Genomic DNA, 15,375 nt, shown 5'->3' with positions numbered 1-15,375 from the left:
AGTCCCTTTTTACCGATTTTACCAAATGTTTTTATGTAAATTATATCAGTTGTATTTCATTTTCGAGACAAACAACATACCTTCATTGTGTTTTAAAAAATAAAAATTAGATCATCCTTCCTTATTTACCTTCTCAAAAAGTATAATAAGACAAATAATCCAAAGGAGAAATCTATTATGGAAAGGGAGCAGGCATTATTTTTATCAAAAAAAATCGAAAACTTAAGGTCCACTGAATATGAGATAAAGAAATTAGAAACCGTTAATGGTACATTACCCAAGTTCCACCAATGGACGAATGGGAAGACTACCTTAGCTGCCTTTAAGGTAAATAAGCCAAGTACTGAAACAGGCTGTTACCTCCTATTTATTGATTGGCACCGCAAGGGGATCTATTATTTAGTTATATATGCTTATGACAAGTCTACTACCTTGGCAGAATTACGGCAGGTTCAGGATATTGACGGAACTCCTCATATTATGTGGAGCTATAAACCTTTTAAGCGTGACGGAAAAAATGATCAACGAAAAGCTTATTTTAAACAGATGTTCGGTTCCACTTCAGTTCAAATTCCCTTCCCGGTTTCCGAAACGGATGTTGATGACTTTTTAACACAATTATTTAAGCTATGTCAAAATCGAATAAAAGCTGATCAAATTGTAAACGTATTCGAGCTTTAACATTTTTTTCTTTTTGCGCCAAGCGATAGCTAAAGAAAAGGGAGGCATAATCCGCCTCCTTCCGTTTTCTATAAGACTTTACTTAAAAACGCCTTTGTCCGTTCTTCTTGAGGATTTTCAAAAATATCCTTCGGTACCCCTTCTTCGACCACAAAGCCACCATCCATAAAAATCACCCGGTCTCCTACCTCGCGGGCAAAGCCCATTTCGTGTGTCACGACCACCATGGTCATACCTTCTTTGGCCAGTTGCTTCATAACTTCAAGTACCTCGCCGACCATTTCCGGATCGAGCGCGGAGGTAGGCTCATCAAACAGCATAATTTTCGGTTCCATCGCCAATGCTCTTGCAATTGCCACACGCTGCTTCTGCCCGCCTGACAGCGAATCTGGATAGGCATCTGCTTTTTCGGCCAAGCCGACCTTGTGTAAAAGCTCCAAGCCTTTTTCCCGGGCTTTTTCCGCTGGGACTTTTCTTACCTTAAGTGGCGCCAGCATGATATTATCAATGACCGTTTTATGCGGGAACAGGTTAAATTGTTGAAACACCATACCCACTTCAGTACGGATTGCGTTGATATCCGTTTTCTTATCGGTAATGTCAGTCCCTTCAATCCAAACATGGCCGTCTGTAATCGTTTCTAGCAGATTAAGACAGCGCAGAAAAGTAGATTTTCCGGATCCTGATGGGCCGATAACCACAACTACCTCCTGAGGCTTTACGGATACGTTAATTCCTTTCAGTACCTCGTTCGTTCCAAATGTTTTTTTCAGATTCTTTATTTCTATCATTCTGTGGCCAACCTTCTTTCAAGTTGATTTAACAATAAGCTGAGTGAAAAAGTTAAGACCAAATAAATGAGTGCTGCTGTAATATATGGTTCCCATGCACGGTAGTACTGCCCCTGCATGGCCTGTCCCCAATACATCAATTCCTTAACAGCGATAATGGCTACCAGTGATGAATCCTTGATTAAGACAATAAATTCGTTTCCAAGCGGCGGAATCATCCTTTTAATAGCCTGTGGCAGGATAACGAAGCGCATTGACTGTACATGATTCATCCCAAGGGAGCGGGCGGCTTCCATCTGGCCCTTATCAATTGATTGAATACCGGCGCGGAAAATTTCTGCCACATAGGCTGCTGAATTTAACGAAAGGGCTGTAATACCAGCGATAATGCCATTTGTTTCACCTATAATGAGTGGAATAAGTCCAAAGTGAATTAATAAAATCTGTACTAATAATGGCGTGCCCCGGAAAAACGTAATATAAGCCTTAAACGGGAAAGCAAGCCACTTATTCTGCACCATTTTCCCCAGCCCAATAAATAGTCCGAGGACAGTGCCTATTAAAATACTGGCAATGGAGAGGCCAATGGTAAGTAATGTTCCTTTTGCAAAAAATGGAGCATATTCAGCAAGTATGTCCCAACGAATATCCATTCATGAATCCCCCTATTTAAACCTTGTGCTTAACTGTGATGTTGTTAAGACAAAAATTGCGTAACTGCTAGTTTGTAAGAGTTACGCAATTCTAGTTTTAAAGATTATTTTTGTTGTGCTTTGACTTCGGTAAGGTCCGGATCTACCTTAAACCATTTCTTGTAGATTTTCGCATATTCACCATTTTCCATGACTTCTTTAATAGCTTTATCAAAATCAGCTTTTAACTTGCTTCCCTTAGGGAACAACAATCCGTAAAACTCTTTATCAAAGGCAGCTTCATCTTCTATGATGACAAAATTTTCTTTCGGATTATTTTTTACATACTCTTCAATGACAGTGTTATCAGCAACAACTGCGTCCGCACCGCCGCCTTTTAACTCCATAATTGCCAGATTGTTATCCTTAAACTTTTTAAGATTTTTATTTTCTGCTCCAAGGAGCTTTTCAACTGCTTCCTGACCGGTTGTACCGTTCTGTACAGCTACGACCTTGTCTTTTAAATCCTCTGCGCTTTTAATCGGGCTGTCTTTTGGAATCATGATTTTATTAGTAGATAAGAAGTAAGGTACTGAGAAATCATAGGTTTGTTTACGTTTGTCGTTAATCGTAATAGCAGAAATTCCAATGTCCGCTGTTTTCCCTTTAATTTCAACGAATAATGGATCCCAGCCAACATGTTCAACCTTTACTTTGTAGCCCGCTTGCTTTGCCACAGCGTTAATAAAGTCGATATCAAATCCGACCACTTCCCCTTTATCTTGGTATTCGAACGGGGCATATGCCGCATCTGTCACGACTCTTAACGTCTTATCCTTGTCCCCTTCGCCCCCGCTTGTTTTGCTTGTTCCGCATGCCGAGAGAATGAACACAAATGCAGCAACCAAAATTGTAGTGAATAATTTAAATTTCTTCATTTTGGACCTCCTATATTTTTTTATTAAATCATTTTTTGTAATTCTAATAATATTTTGAATATACACTATTGAATAAATTTTTAAAAGTAGTTTATCAAAAATGTTTATAATATTGGGATAATAAATTTTTATACCTAACAATGTTTATCTATTCATAGACTTTAATTTATTACTATATTAATAAGTTAAAATAATATTATATATATAGTTTTTTGAAATCTTACACATTCCTAATTCATTTAGCTCATTTTTTAAAATATTCAAAAGGGTTTTCCCTGGGTATTAGCCGTTGCTCCTCCACGAATACCTACATATTGTATATCACATGCACATAAATAAAGGAGTGTAGCCCAATGAATCCATACGGTTATTATCATATCCCGCAATCGCAAGTGGACTATAATGCCTATGTCCCGCAAATCCTTCCGCAAGGAACCCAAGCTCAGTTCGATCCGAATAGACAACCACAGCAGCTTGAGCGCAGGGTCAACCAACTTGAAAGGGAAAATAATCGCCAGCAGAAGGAAATCGAGCGGATTTCCCGTGAAGTTAACCAGCTCTCGCGCCGCCTGCAGCGTGTAAATCAACGCCTGCGTGCTGTTGAAAGAAGGTTTAACTTTCCGTTTACTCCATTCGATGGGGAATATTAATAAAAATGATCCAGGTCCAGCACCTGGTTCTTTTTTATTACCCCCGTAAGGTTTCCTTTCAAGTTCCCAAAACCCGTTTTAAAAAATATGTTACATAATCTCACAGAATCCCTGACAAAACTCGAAAATTCAGATAAATTTTCCATATAAAACTAGAGAGGATGATTCATATGAATCAAAAAAATTCCGTTCGATTAGCTAAAACGATTCTTCTTTTAGATAAATTACGGGATGAGTTATACGAAGAACTCATGAAAAACCTGGGCTCAAGAGGGCACGAATTATTAAGAAGACTTCAAAACCATTAAGCGTGGGGGGAAGTTTTACTAGATACCCTGTATAAATTTTTTCCCAAAGCAAAACAAAATAAATGTCAAATCGAATTACATGTGAGAAAATATAACATAAGAATATATTAAGACTTATTGGACCTTAGAATGGAGTGTGGTGAGAAGTAAACATGGGAAATGAATCATCTTACAAAGATAAAAAGGTTATTACCATCGGCATTGTTAGAGAACTTACCGGTTTATCCGAAAGACAGATTCGTTACTATGAAGAGCGGAAACTCATTTTTCCGGAAAGAACCGCCGGCGGCAGCCGGAAATACTCGTTCGCAGACGTGGAACTATTAGTGGATATCGCCAATAAAATTGAGGACGGTGTCCAGACACACGAAATCAGAAAGGAAATGCTGAAAACACAAAAGAAACAAAACCAGGAGGAAATTCGCAGAAAGATGATACAAGGTCAGCTAAATGCCCAATTCGGGATACGAAAAGGCCCAGCTTCTCATTAAGGAAGCCGGGCTTTTTTGTTGTCTACGGGCTGACTCTGATTCAAATATCAACAACGAAGACCTTCCAATTAGCAAAAACCATGTGAGAATTCCTAACAAGATTGTAGAACTCCTAACAAATACATGTAAAAATACAACTACACCAAACGTTACAAATACTAACATACTTTAAAGGAGGAACAAACATGGATACTTTATTTTTAATGAACAGTCTGTGGGTGATGCTGGGAGCAGTCCTCGTCATCTTGATGATCGGCGGCTTCATCCTCTTGGAAACAGGATCAACTCGAATGAAAAATGCCGGTCATGTGGCCGGGAAAACCATTCTTACCTTTGGTATTGGCTCCATTGTATTTTGGGCAGTTGGCTACGGCCTCATTTTTGGTAAGGGAAATTCTCTTATTGGTTTCTCCGACTTCTTTTACTCAGGATATGAAATTGATGGTTTGGCGCTGTCAGGTTCAGTATTCTTCCTATTCCAACTAGCATTTGCAGGCATTTCATTAACAATCGCCCTTGGGGGATTTGCCGAACGCGCTAAATTAGGTGCCTACCTCGTCTTCGCCCTCCTATTTTCCGTTATCGTCTATCCGCCGATTGCCCATTGGATCTGGGGAGGAGGCTGGCTGGCGGAGCATGGCAAACAAGATTTTGCTGGCTCCACTGTTGTTCATTTAACAGGAGCGATGGCGGCATTGGCAGCTACGATTATCTTAAAACCGAGGATCGGCAAATATAATAAGGATGGCTCCGCCAATAATCTTGCCGGTCATAACCAAGTATTTACCGCCCTTAGCGTGTTGCTTTTATGGGTAGGCTGGTTCGGCTTCAACGCCGGCAGCACGTTATCAGTTGACAAAGCCTTTTTCGGTTTTGTTGCCATCAATACCAACTTGGCCGCTGCTGCCGGTACCATCGCGGCGATGATGATCTCCTGGATGGTTTTAGGAAAAGCCGATGTGCCGATGATGTTGAACGGGGCACTAGCTGGTCTTGTGGCAATTACTGCTTCTTGCGCATTTGTTGAAACCTGGGCGGCAGTGGTAATCGGATTTATTGCAGGAATCCTCGTCTTCTACAGCATTCGTTTTTTTGAAAAAAGAAAAATTGATGATCCGATTGCAGCATTATCCGTTCATGGCACAGCAGGAGTTTGGGGTACCCTGTCAACTGGATTCTTCGCCACGAAAGAATTAGCAACGGTCGGGCAGCCGGGATTATTTTACGGTGGCGGCTTACATCAGCTTGGCATTCAAGCATTGGGGGTTTTGGTGTGCGGCGCCTTTGCCTTTATTGTCTCCTTCATCCTTCTTAAGATTATGAAAACGACAATGAACGAACTGAGAGTAACTGAAGAGGAAGAAATTATCGGTCTTGATATGAGCGAACACGGCAGCTACGGTTACCCTGAATTACTGAAATCTGAACAACGGCTTAATGCTTAAGTTTTATCACTAATGAGACTGTTCTCGGACAGTCTCCTCTTTCAAAAAGGGGTGGAACCTAATGGAGGACTCCTCCTATATGGAAATCCGTAAATTTCGGGATGACAAAATGAATCAAGCATCTCACGACCACATTAAATTAAATCAACTCCACGATGAAATAATGAAAAAGGTCATCCATTTAGCCTTAAAGCAAACCGCTGAAAAGCTCGGACCTTTGCCCTGTCCCTTCTCATTTTTTGTCATGGGTTCAGCCGGCCGGTTTGAACAGTCTATCTGGAGCGACCAAGATCATGGGATTATTTATCAGGATGATCGTGTTAAAACAAAGGTTTATTTCCTTGAACTTGGAAAAGAAATATCAAGGGGGTTATTCCAAGCCGGATATGCTTATTGTGATGGCGGGGTGATGGCCAGCAATCCGTTGTGGTGCAAATCCTTATATGAATGGCATCAGCAATTGATGAAGTGGATTCTTGAGTTCTCATGGGAGTCTGTTCGCTATCTATTAATCTTTATAGACGCGAGAACATTAGTGGGAGATGAGGAATTTGTAGATACTTTAAAAAATCAAATCTATCAGACCGCAAATAAAGATCAGCTTGTTAAAAAAATGTTTAACAACACGAAGTATCTCAGAAATGGCATTAATGTATTCGGAAAGTTGGTAACTGAAACATACGGGCCATACGCAGGATGGCTAAACATTAAAGAAATCGGCATCTTACCTTACGTAAATGCCATCCGTCTCCTTGCTATCAAAGAGAATCTACTTAAAACACCAACACTTGAACGACTAGATCAGCTTTCAGAACTACATTTTTCCGATATTGATTTAGATTTTTTTAAACATCAGTTTATTAAATTATTAAACTTTCGGCTAATCTATTGTAATCACACAAATTATGATTCTGGCCATTATTTGCCTGTTGCCCACTTATCGAAAGAGCAATCGAAAGAATTAAAAGATATGATCAAGTACGGCTCGGCCCTTTTTCACTCTGTCCGAAAGTTAATTGAAAAGGAAGATTCCCATGCCAATGAATGAAATGATTCAATTCTTCAGACAACTATCCGGAAAAATCAATTCCAATCTTTACGCAGGCCTGCCGTGGAGCTCTTCACCGCAGCATCAGGCATTCCTCAGGGAGCTGCAGAAAGAACTCAAGCAAACTAACACACTGCATATCCCTCTTCATGAGCTGCCCGTAGTTGTATTTGATATTGAGACAACAGGTTTTTATCCCGAGAAGGGGGATCAGATGATTTCGATTGGAGCAGTCAAAATGATCGGAGCAGAAATGAAAGCGGAGGAAACTTTTTATACTCTCGTAAAGTCAGACCTTCCTCTATCAAAGGAGATTTCTGAACTAACCGGTATTCAGGAGAAACAATTACGTCATGCTCCTAATCCCGCAGAAGTACTGGTGGATTTTTTCAAATTTATCAAAAGTAATATTCTTGTCGCCCATCACTCCAATCATGAGCTGAATTTTATGAGAAAGATGACAAGGGATTTTCTGCGCTGTAGTTTCGACCATCGTATTGTCGATACATCCTTCCTGCTTCGTCTTGAAGACCCATTCTTTAATCCAAGGCCGCTCGAGGAAATCTGCCAGAACTGCGGCATTGAAATAAAGAACCGGCACCATGCTCTTGGCGATGCGCTAATGACAGCCAAGATTTGGAGTCGTTATCTAAAAGCGGCAGAAACAAAAGGCTTTAAAGACCTGCAGGAAATATATGAATACCTTTCAAAGCTTAAGTAACGATAACAGTCAGTTGAATAAATATACAAGGCGCTACATTTTTTCTACTATAATTAATGGAAGGAAAAGTTAACTTTGTTTCCGTTTATTTCCTCCCCTCCAATTTAAATTCCCACAATAAATCTGCAAATAAAAAAATTCATAAATTTTTTTATTTTCGTTATATCCCCATGATGAAAGGATTGTAAACGCTCCCAGTTTGTTTAACTAGTTTGAATTGTCAGATTTTTATGTTGACCATGTCTTTAATTGGTTGTATGATAATCGTCAATAAGTACTAAGAAATTTTTCTTGGCGCCTTTATTCACTTCTTTATAAATGAGAACGACAAAGGCTCTTCTTTTTAATAACGGAATGGCTTGTCAATATGAAGAAACAAACCATGACCTGTCAGTTAGGAGATCGTAAAATGAGAAGCGATATGATTAAAAAGGGGATTGATCGTGCTCCCCACCGCAGCTTACTATACGCAACAGGGGTCAAAACGAGTGACCTAGAAAAACCGTTTATCGGTGTTTGTAACTCGTACATTGATATTATCCCTGGTCATAAACACCTTAATCATTTCGGTGAAATAGTCAAGGAAGCCATCCGCGAAGCCGGCGGTATTCCTTTCGAATTTAATACAATCGGTGTTGATGACGGTATCGCCATGGGACATATCGGAATGCGTTATTCGCTTCCAAGCCGTGAAATCATCGCAGACAGTGCCGAAACAGTCATCAATGCCCACTGGTTCGATGGAGTCTTCTACATTCCAAACTGTGACAAAATCACACCAGGCATGTTGATGGCAGCAGCCCGGACCAACGTACCATCCGTTTTTGTATCAGGCGGTCCGATGGAAGCAGGCGTTTCACCATCGACAGGAAAAAATCTTTCCCTTACTTCAGTTTTTGAAGGCGTTGGTGCTTACCACAACGGTACAATCAGCCAGCAGCAATTGCTAGAAATTGAAACTAATGCTTGCCCTACTTGCGGCTCATGTTCTGGAATGTTCACAGCAAATTCCATGAACTGCTTGATGGAAGTATTAGGAATGACCGTTCCTGGCAATGGAACGATGGTTGCTACTTCTGAAGAAAGACATGATTTAATTAAGCAAGCAGCAAGACATTTGATTGACTTAATTAAAAAAGATATTAAACCTCGCGATATCATTACACGAGAAGCCATTGATAATGCCTTTGCACTAGACATGGCGATGGGCGGATCAACTAATACTGTGTTACACACATTAGCGATTGCTCATGAAGCAGGTATCGATTATGATCTTCGCGAAATTAATAAAATTGCTGAAAGAGTTCCATACCTTTCCAAGATTATGCCAGCATCTGATTATTCAATGGACGATGTTCATCGTGCCGGCGGTGTAAGTGCCATCATTAATGAACTTTATAAAGTCGAAGGTGCTTTGCATGATAACTGCCTAACGATTACAGGAAAAACTCTTCGGGAAAATGTGAAGGAAGCAACAATCACCAATGAAGCAGTCATCCGGACAAAAGATAATCCATATAGCCCAGTTGGTGGACTATCCATCCTATATGGAAATATTGCTCCAGATGGCGCAGTAATCAAGGTTGGCGCTGTAGATCCTTCGATTAAAACATTTTTAGGTGAAGCAATTGTGTTTGAATCCCAAGATGAGGCATTAGAAAGCATTCATAATGGAACGGTAAAAGCCGGCCATGTAGTAGTTATCCGCTACGAAGGTCCTAAAGGCGGTCCAGGAATGCCGGAAATGCTAGCTCCTACCTCCGCTATTATGGGCCGAGGGTTAGGAAAAGAAGTAGCCCTTATCACAGACGGCCGTTTCTCAGGTGCAAGCCGCGGAATTTCTATCGGTCATATCTCACCTGAAGCTGCAGAAGGTGGCCCAATCGGTCTCGTTGAAAATGGTGACAAAATACTAATCGACCTCGAAACACGTTCAATCGAACTTGTCGTGGATGATGTTGTGCTAGCTGAAAGACGCAAGAATTGGGTAAAGCCGGAGCCTAAAATCAAATCTGGCTATCTAGCAAAATATGCAAAACTTGTTACTTCTGCCAACACCGGCGGAGTAATGAAAATATAAAACTAAAAGCGGAAGCGCCCGTTTAGCGGCGTATGGCCTGGAGCGCTTCGACTGAGATAAAGGAAACACGAAGAGCGCTAGCGATTCGATGTTGACTTATCGTAGGGAGAAGAGCGAAGGACACTAGCCGCTGGGCGCTGGAGCTAGACAGTTATCTAGATAAAAAGTGGTAAAAAGATTATTAAACAAACCGGGAACCACTAGTACCCCTCCCCTTCTCTAAAGAAGTTAAGGTACTACAACAAAATCTTTGACAATAAAATAGTCAAATCGATGACGGGAATAAAGGTGTAGGAATTTGTATTTTCAGAGAGCTGGGGTTGCTGGAAGCCCAGTAATACAACCTACTCCGACATCATCCCTGAGTGTTATTCTGAACGGTTTTTAACTCAGTAGGTATAGCCGGGTGTCAACTTAGAGCACCTGTTACAAAAAGAAGCGTTTCTTTTAGATTAGTTGTCGCTTCATGAGGCAGTATTCGTAAGGATACTGTAAAACCCGGGTGGTACCGAGAAAATGAAAGGCCTTTTCTCCCCGAACATTCTGCTTTTGATGTACTTGACTGCAGTTTATTCGGAGAGAACAGGCCTTTTTTACTGTGTTTAAACACAGTTGAAGATTTAGTTTTTTAAATATTCAATTACCCATAAGGAGGGAACTATGACGTGAAAGCAGAAGCAAAGCTGGAATTCCAAACCAGTACGGCACCAAAAACAGGTGCAGACCTTCTCATCGATCTTTTAATTAAAGAAGGTGTTGATACATTATTCGGGTATCCTGGGGGTGCCGTCCTGCCGATTTACGATGCGATTTATCGGGCACAAAAATCCATTAAGCACGTCCTCTTCCGTCACGAGCAAGGAATGATTCATGCTGCTGAAGGGTATGCCCGAATTACCGGAAAGCCTGGAGTTGTCATTGCCACTTCGGGTCCTGGGGCAACGAACTTGGTTACTGGAATTACAGATGCCATGATGGATTCCTTACCACTTGTGATTTTCACAGGGCAGGTAGCTCGGACAGTCATCGGAACAGATGCCTTCCAAGAAGCAGATGTAATGGCGATTACCACGCCGATTACAAAACACAATTATCAAGTGCAATCTGCAGCCGACCTGCCGAGAATTGTTAAGGAAGCTTTTCATATTGCTTCTACAGGAAGACCAGGACCGGTTTTAGTTGATGTACCAAAGGATATCTCTTCTGAAATTTTAGCGGCATACCCAGGAGAAGCTGCCATGGACCTGCCAGGCTATCAGCCAACAATTAAACCGAATCCATTGCAAATTCGGAAGCTTGCTGAGGCCCTTCCAAAAGCTAAAAAGCCTGTGATTCTTTCCGGCGCTGGCGTTCTCCATGCAAAAGCCTCCGCAGAATTAACGGTTTTTGCTAAAAATCATAAGATTCCAGTCGTAACCACCCTGCTTGGACTTGGAACCTTCCCGGCAGACAGCCCGCTCTCCTTAGGAATGGGCGGTATGCACGGAACTTATGCAGCTAACATGGCTTTATACGAATGCGATTTGCTCATCAATTTCGGTGCTCGTTTTGATGATCGATTAACAGGAAACTTGAAGCATTTTGCTCCATTTGCGAAAGTTGCGCACATTGACATTGACCCTGCGGAAATTGGCAAAAACGTTCCAACTCAAATTCCGATTGTGGCCGATGCCAAAGCAGCTTTAACACAATTGATTGAAGAAGCAGCGGATTCCCCATCACATGAGGATTGGCTGGAAACTCTTAATCAAAATAAAAAGGACTTTCCGCTTTGGTATAAGCATGATCCAAACGGCATGAGCCCGCAATGGTTAATCGAAGCAGTTCATAAAGTAACGAATGGTGAAGCGATTGTCGCTACAGATGTTGGCCAGCATCAAATGTGGGCTGCACAGTTCTACAACTTCAATCATCCGCATCGCTGGATAACTTCAGGCGGACTTGGAACAATGGGCTTCGGCTTCCCTGCTGCAATTGGGGCGCAGATGGCTGAACCAGACAGTACCGTAGTGGCAATTGTCGGAGATGCCGGGTTCCAAATGACACTGCAGGAATTATCGGTCATTTACGAACGCAACCTGCCAGTTAAAATCATTATTGTTAATAACGGAGCACTTGGCATGGTCCGGCAGTGGCAGGAGCTTCAATATGATAATCGCATTTCCGAATCCCTGCTTCATACCCAGCCTGATTTTGTCAAACTGGCTGAAAGCTATGGAATCCGCGGTGCAAAAATTGATAATCAAGAAGACCTAGTTGCCTCCCTGCCAGAGCTTATGGCCTTTGATGGTCCGGTTCTCATTGATGCCCGAGTCCTTCAAAAGGAAAAAGTTTTTCCAATGGTTGCTCCTGGCAAAGGGCTTCATGAAATGATTGGGGTGAAACCAGAATGAAACGCATCATCACACTAACTGTTCAAGACCGCAGCGGTGTCCTAAATCGCGTGACAGGGCTGCTGCAAAGGCGACAATTTAACATTTCCAGCATATCCGTTGGTCCTACTGAATCCGAAGGAGTTTCAAAAATGACTCTTGTGGTTGAAGTGGAAGACGAACAGCGTCTTGAACAGGTGACAAAACAATTAAATAAGCAAATCGATGTTTTAAAGGTTTCTGATATTACCGATAAGGCTATTGTCGCTCGGGAACTTGCCCTGATCAAAGTATCATCTGGTTCACAGCTGCGCAGCGAGATTAACGGGCTCATCGACCCATTCCGCGCGATTATTGTGGATGTATGTAAAGAAAGCATCACCGTTCAAGTTACAGGCAAACCTGAAAAAATCGATGCCTTAATTGAACTGCTTAAACCTTTTGGCATTAAAGAAATTGCCAGAACAGGCCTGACCGCCTTCTTACGCGGCCACCAGCCACAAGTAAATGATTTATCAGCATACTCACTAACAAAATAACTCTTAATTCTGAAAGGATGATTGTAATGGTTAAAGTACTATATAACGGAGATATTCAAGAGGAAGTTTTACAAGGAAAGAAAATCGCGGTAATCGGCTACGGCTCTCAAGGCCATGCCCATGCCCTTAACTTAAAAGAAAGCGGCTTTGATGTAGTTGTTGGTTTACGCGGCGGAAAATCTTGGGATAAAGCTGTTGAAGATGGTGTTGAAGTAAAATCTGTTGCTGATGCAACTGCGGAAGCTGATGTAGTTATGGTTCTTCTTCCAGATGAAATGCAGCCAAAAGTATATGAAGAAAGCATCAAGCCTAATCTTCAAGCCGGTAACTCTTTAGTATTTGCACATGGTTTCAATATTCACTTCAGCCAAATCGTTCCTCCTGCTGATGTTGACGTATTCTTAGTTGCACCAAAAGGTCCTGGACATTTAGTTCGCCGTACCTATACAGAAGGTGCTGGAGTTCCTGCACTGTATGCAGTTTACCAAGACTACACTGGCCAGGCTCGCGAGATCGCGCTTGCTTACGCAAAAGGAATCGGCGCTGCTCGTGCAGGTGTTTTAGAAACAACATTCCAAGAAGAAACTGAAACTGACCTTTTCGGTGAGCAGGCTGTTCTTTGCGGCGGTACAACTGCCCTAATCAAAGCAGGCTTTGAAACACTTGTTGAAGCAGGTTATCAGCCAGAAGTTGCTTACTTCGAATGTTTACATGAATTGAAATTAATCGTTGACCTTCTATATGAAGGAGGACTTGAAAACATGCGTTACTCCATCTCTGACACTGCTCAATGGGGAGATTTCGTATCAGGTCCGCGCGTTGTAAACGAAGATACAAAAGCACGTATGAAAGAAGTATTAAAAGATATCCAAACTGGCGCATTTGCTAAGGGCTGGATTTTAGAAAACCAAGCTAACCGCCCACAATTCAACGCAATCAACCGTGCCGAAAATAACCATCAAATCGAAGTGGTTGGCCGCGAGCTTCGTGCGTTAATGCCATTTATTAAAAAGCCAGTAAATCAAAAGAAAGAAGTGGTGGTAAATGGTTCACGTTAACATCTTTGATACAACCTTACGCGATGGTGAACAGTCCCCTGGTGTAAATTTAAACCAACTTGAAAAATTGGAAATTGCCAGACAGCTCGAACGGTTTGGCGTTAACATTATGGAGGCCGGCTTCCCGGCTTCCTCTCAAGGAGATTTCGAAGCGGTAAGAGCCATCGCCAGAACGATTAAAAACTCTTCCGTCACAGGTCTGGCCCGTGCCACTAAATCGGACATTGACATTGCGTGGGATGCTTTAAAAGATGCTGCAGAACCAAGATTGCATGTATTCATTGCAACCTCCCCTATCCATATGCAGTACAAACTGATGAAAAAACCTGAGGAAGTCGTGCAAACCGCTGTTGAAATGGTGAAATACGCACGGAAAAACTTCCCGCAGGTTGAATGGTCAGCAGAAGACGCTTCACGTTCAGATTTAGATTTTCTGGTTCAAATCATTACGAAGGTAATCGATGCCGGCGCTACTGTCATCAATCTTCCTGACACCGTTGGTTATACCACACCGGCCGAATATGGACGCATGTTCCGCTATATCCGCGAAAACGTGCCTAACATCCATAAAGTAGCATTATCGTGCCACTGTCATGATGACTTGGGGATGGCAGTTGCCAACTCATTGGCTGCTATTGAAAACGGCGTTACCCAGGTCGAGGGCACCATTAACGGAATCGGCGAACGTGCCGGAAACGCGGCTTTAGAAGAAATTGCTGTGGCATTAAATATTCGTCAGGACTTCTATCCGTACACAACGGATCTTGTGTTAAAAGAAATCAAGCGCACCAGTGACTTAGTCAGCCGCTTTACAGGAATGAAGGTCCCTGGCAACAAAGCCGTAGTCGGAAAAAATGCCTTCGCACATGAATCCGGAATTCACCAGGATGGCGTGTTAAAAAATACGTTAACCTATGAAATTATTACACCAGAGCTTGTTGGTGTTGGATCCAATGACCTTGTTCTTGGAAAACACTCAGGACGTCATGCATTTAAAGACAAAATTGAGCAAATGGGCTTTGAATTAGAGCAGGATAAACTAAATGAGGCATTCCAGTCATTTAAGTCCTTAACAGATAAGAAAAAAGAAGTAACGGATGAAGATTTATTCACGATCCTAACAGACATTCAAACCTCGGGCTTCGATGTGAAAAAATACGAGTTAGTCGCATTCCAGGTTCAATATGCTTCAGCTAACCTGCCGACAGCTACTGTCGCATTAACCACTCCTGACGGTGAAAAAGTGGAAACAGCACGCACAGGCTCCGGAAGTGTAGAAGCTCTTTTTAACACGTTAGATGCTCTTATTAAAGAAGAGATTCATCTAACAGATTATAGTTTAAGCTCAGTCGGCCGAGGACGTGATGCCCTGGCTGAAGCAAATGTCAAATTGACCGTAAATGGCGTCAATGTCAGTGGCCGCGGCTCTGCCCAAGACGTTCTTGAAGCATCTGGGAAAGCATTTATCAACGCGGTTAACCGAGTCTTCTTCAACAAAAAAATCGGTGTTAAAGAACCGGCTGCACTATAAAACAATTGTAATCCAAGTTTGGTGCAGGTACTGAAACCTGCATTATAAAGAGATAAGCTAGGAACTTAATTTTTTAAAATAATAAGGAGG

At 41.9% G+C, this 15,375-nt stretch carries 14 protein-coding genes; 11 read left to right on the top strand and 3 right to left on the bottom strand.

Annotated features, from left to right (window positions below; all coding sequences use genetic code 11):
* Positions 1 to 177 precede the first annotated feature (177 nt).
* On the top strand, positions 178 to 681 hold the full coding sequence (locus V5M37_RS05225; RefSeq protein WP_423801081.1) for a hypothetical protein: 504 nt from the start codon (positions 178 to 180) through the stop codon (positions 679 to 681).
* A 68-nt stretch (positions 682 to 749) separates the two neighbouring features.
* On the opposite strand, the gene V5M37_RS05220 is transcribed toward V5M37_RS05225, so the two are convergent.
* The 3 genes from V5M37_RS05220 to V5M37_RS05210 form a co-directional block, all read right to left on the bottom strand.
* Positions 750 to 1,472 (bottom strand): amino acid ABC transporter ATP-binding protein, encoded by a 723-nt coding sequence (locus tag V5M37_RS05220; RefSeq protein ID WP_423801080.1) that lies wholly within the window; start codon positions 1,470 to 1,472, stop codon positions 750 to 752.
* Positions 1,469 to 2,125 (bottom strand): amino acid ABC transporter permease, encoded by a 657-nt coding sequence (locus V5M37_RS05215; protein ID WP_423801079.1) that lies wholly within the window; start codon positions 2,123 to 2,125, stop codon positions 1,469 to 1,471. The genes V5M37_RS05220 and V5M37_RS05215 overlap by 4 nt, the downstream gene beginning before the upstream one ends.
* A gap of 104 nt (positions 2,126 to 2,229) precedes the next feature.
* On the bottom strand, positions 2,230 to 3,042 hold the full coding sequence (locus tag V5M37_RS05210; RefSeq protein ID WP_423801078.1) for a basic amino acid ABC transporter substrate-binding protein: 813 nt from the start codon (positions 3,040 to 3,042) through the stop codon (positions 2,230 to 2,232).
* Positions 3,043 to 3,395: 353 nt separating this feature from the next.
* On the opposite strand from V5M37_RS05210, the gene V5M37_RS05205 reads away from it, so the two are divergent.
* The 10 genes from V5M37_RS05205 to V5M37_RS05160 all read left to right on the top strand — a co-directional run bounded on the left by V5M37_RS05205 (position 3,396) and on the right by V5M37_RS05160 (position 15,285).
* Positions 3,396 to 3,692, top strand: a complete 297-nt coding sequence (locus V5M37_RS05205) for a hypothetical protein (protein ID WP_423801077.1) — start codon at positions 3,396 to 3,398, stop codon at positions 3,690 to 3,692.
* Positions 3,693 to 4,152: 460 nt separating this feature from the next.
* Positions 4,153 to 4,491: a MerR family transcriptional regulator gene (locus V5M37_RS05200; RefSeq protein WP_423801076.1), complete on the top strand. Its 339-nt coding sequence runs from the start codon at positions 4,153 to 4,155 to the stop codon at positions 4,489 to 4,491.
* A 185-nt stretch (positions 4,492 to 4,676) separates the two neighbouring features.
* Complete coding sequence (locus V5M37_RS05195) at positions 4,677 to 5,936, top strand: ammonium transporter (RefSeq protein ID WP_423801075.1); 1,260 nt, start codon at positions 4,677 to 4,679, stop codon at positions 5,934 to 5,936.
* Positions 5,937 to 6,015: 79 nt separating this feature from the next.
* On the top strand, positions 6,016 to 6,984 hold the full coding sequence (locus V5M37_RS05190) for a DUF294 nucleotidyltransferase-like domain-containing protein (RefSeq protein ID WP_423801074.1): 969 nt from the start codon (positions 6,016 to 6,018) through the stop codon (positions 6,982 to 6,984).
* The gene (locus tag V5M37_RS05185; RefSeq protein WP_423801073.1) at positions 6,971 to 7,705 is read left to right on the top strand and encodes an exonuclease domain-containing protein; all 735 of its coding nucleotides are present in this window, start codon (positions 6,971 to 6,973) and stop codon (positions 7,703 to 7,705) included. The genes V5M37_RS05190 and V5M37_RS05185 overlap by 14 nt, the downstream gene beginning before the upstream one ends.
* A gap of 409 nt (positions 7,706 to 8,114) precedes the next feature.
* On the top strand, positions 8,115 to 9,785 hold the full coding sequence (gene ilvD, locus V5M37_RS05180) for a dihydroxy-acid dehydratase (RefSeq protein ID WP_423801072.1): 1,671 nt from the start codon (positions 8,115 to 8,117) through the stop codon (positions 9,783 to 9,785).
* A gap of 665 nt (positions 9,786 to 10,450) precedes the next feature.
* Positions 10,451 to 12,178, top strand: coding sequence for an acetolactate synthase large subunit (gene ilvB / locus V5M37_RS05175; RefSeq protein ID WP_423801071.1), 1,728 nt, complete (start codon positions 10,451 to 10,453; stop codon positions 12,176 to 12,178).
* Positions 12,175 to 12,696 carry an acetolactate synthase small subunit gene (ilvN, locus tag V5M37_RS05170; RefSeq protein ID WP_423801070.1) on the top strand — a complete coding sequence of 174 codons (522 nt, stop codon included), beginning with the start codon at positions 12,175 to 12,177 and terminating at the stop codon, positions 12,694 to 12,696. Before ilvB ends, ilvN begins: the two co-directional genes overlap by 4 nt.
* A 26-nt stretch (positions 12,697 to 12,722) precedes the next feature.
* A complete protein-coding gene (gene ilvC / locus V5M37_RS05165) occupies positions 12,723 to 13,754 on the top strand; it encodes a ketol-acid reductoisomerase (RefSeq protein WP_213146490.1) in 1,032 nt (343 codons plus the stop codon).
* Positions 13,741 to 15,285, top strand: a complete 1,545-nt coding sequence (locus V5M37_RS05160; RefSeq protein WP_213146489.1) for a 2-isopropylmalate synthase — start codon at positions 13,741 to 13,743, stop codon at positions 15,283 to 15,285. The genes ilvC and V5M37_RS05160 overlap by 14 nt, the downstream gene beginning before the upstream one ends.
* The last annotated feature ends 90 nt before the right edge of the window (positions 15,286 to 15,375 follow it).

Origin of the sequence: Neobacillus sp. SAB-20_R2A (assembly GCF_049568635.1) — a bacterium.
Classification (GTDB): Bacteria; Bacillota; Bacilli; order Bacillales; family Cytobacillaceae; genus Neobacillus; species Neobacillus citreus.
The sequence above is the reverse complement of the archived record's forward strand: the minus strand, read 5'-3'. Positions and strand labels throughout refer to the sequence as shown.

Bases quoted from the DNA above. Each gene is read 5' to 3' on its own strand.
- ilvD (WP_423801072.1), top strand. From the start codon at position 8,115: ATGAGAAGCGATATGATTAAAAAGGGGATTGATCGTGCTCCCCACCGC.
- V5M37_RS05225 (WP_423801081.1), top strand. From the start codon at position 178: ATGGAAAGGGAGCAGGCATTATTTTTATCAAAAAAAATCGAAAACTTA.
- V5M37_RS05220 (WP_423801080.1), bottom strand. From the start codon at position 1,472: ATGATAGAAATAAAGAATCTGAAAAAAACATTTGGAACGAACGAGGTA.
- V5M37_RS05185 (WP_423801073.1), top strand. From the start codon at position 6,971: ATGCCAATGAATGAAATGATTCAATTCTTCAGACAACTATCCGGAAAA.
- V5M37_RS05190 (WP_423801074.1), top strand. From the start codon at position 6,016: ATGGAAATCCGTAAATTTCGGGATGACAAAATGAATCAAGCATCTCAC.
- V5M37_RS05215 (WP_423801079.1), bottom strand. From the start codon at position 2,125: ATGGATATTCGTTGGGACATACTTGCTGAATATGCTCCATTTTTTGCA.
- V5M37_RS05205 (WP_423801077.1), top strand. From the start codon at position 3,396: ATGAATCCATACGGTTATTATCATATCCCGCAATCGCAAGTGGACTAT.
- V5M37_RS05160 (WP_213146489.1), top strand. From the start codon at position 13,741: ATGGTTCACGTTAACATCTTTGATACAACCTTACGCGATGGTGAACAG.
- V5M37_RS05195 (WP_423801075.1), top strand. From the start codon at position 4,677: ATGGATACTTTATTTTTAATGAACAGTCTGTGGGTGATGCTGGGAGCA.
- V5M37_RS05200 (WP_423801076.1), top strand. From the start codon at position 4,153: ATGGGAAATGAATCATCTTACAAAGATAAAAAGGTTATTACCATCGGC.
- V5M37_RS05210 (WP_423801078.1), bottom strand. From the start codon at position 3,042: ATGAAGAAATTTAAATTATTCACTACAATTTTGGTTGCTGCATTTGTG.
- ilvN (WP_423801070.1), top strand. From the start codon at position 12,175: ATGAAACGCATCATCACACTAACTGTTCAAGACCGCAGCGGTGTCCTA.
- ilvC (WP_213146490.1), top strand. From the start codon at position 12,723: ATGGTTAAAGTACTATATAACGGAGATATTCAAGAGGAAGTTTTACAA.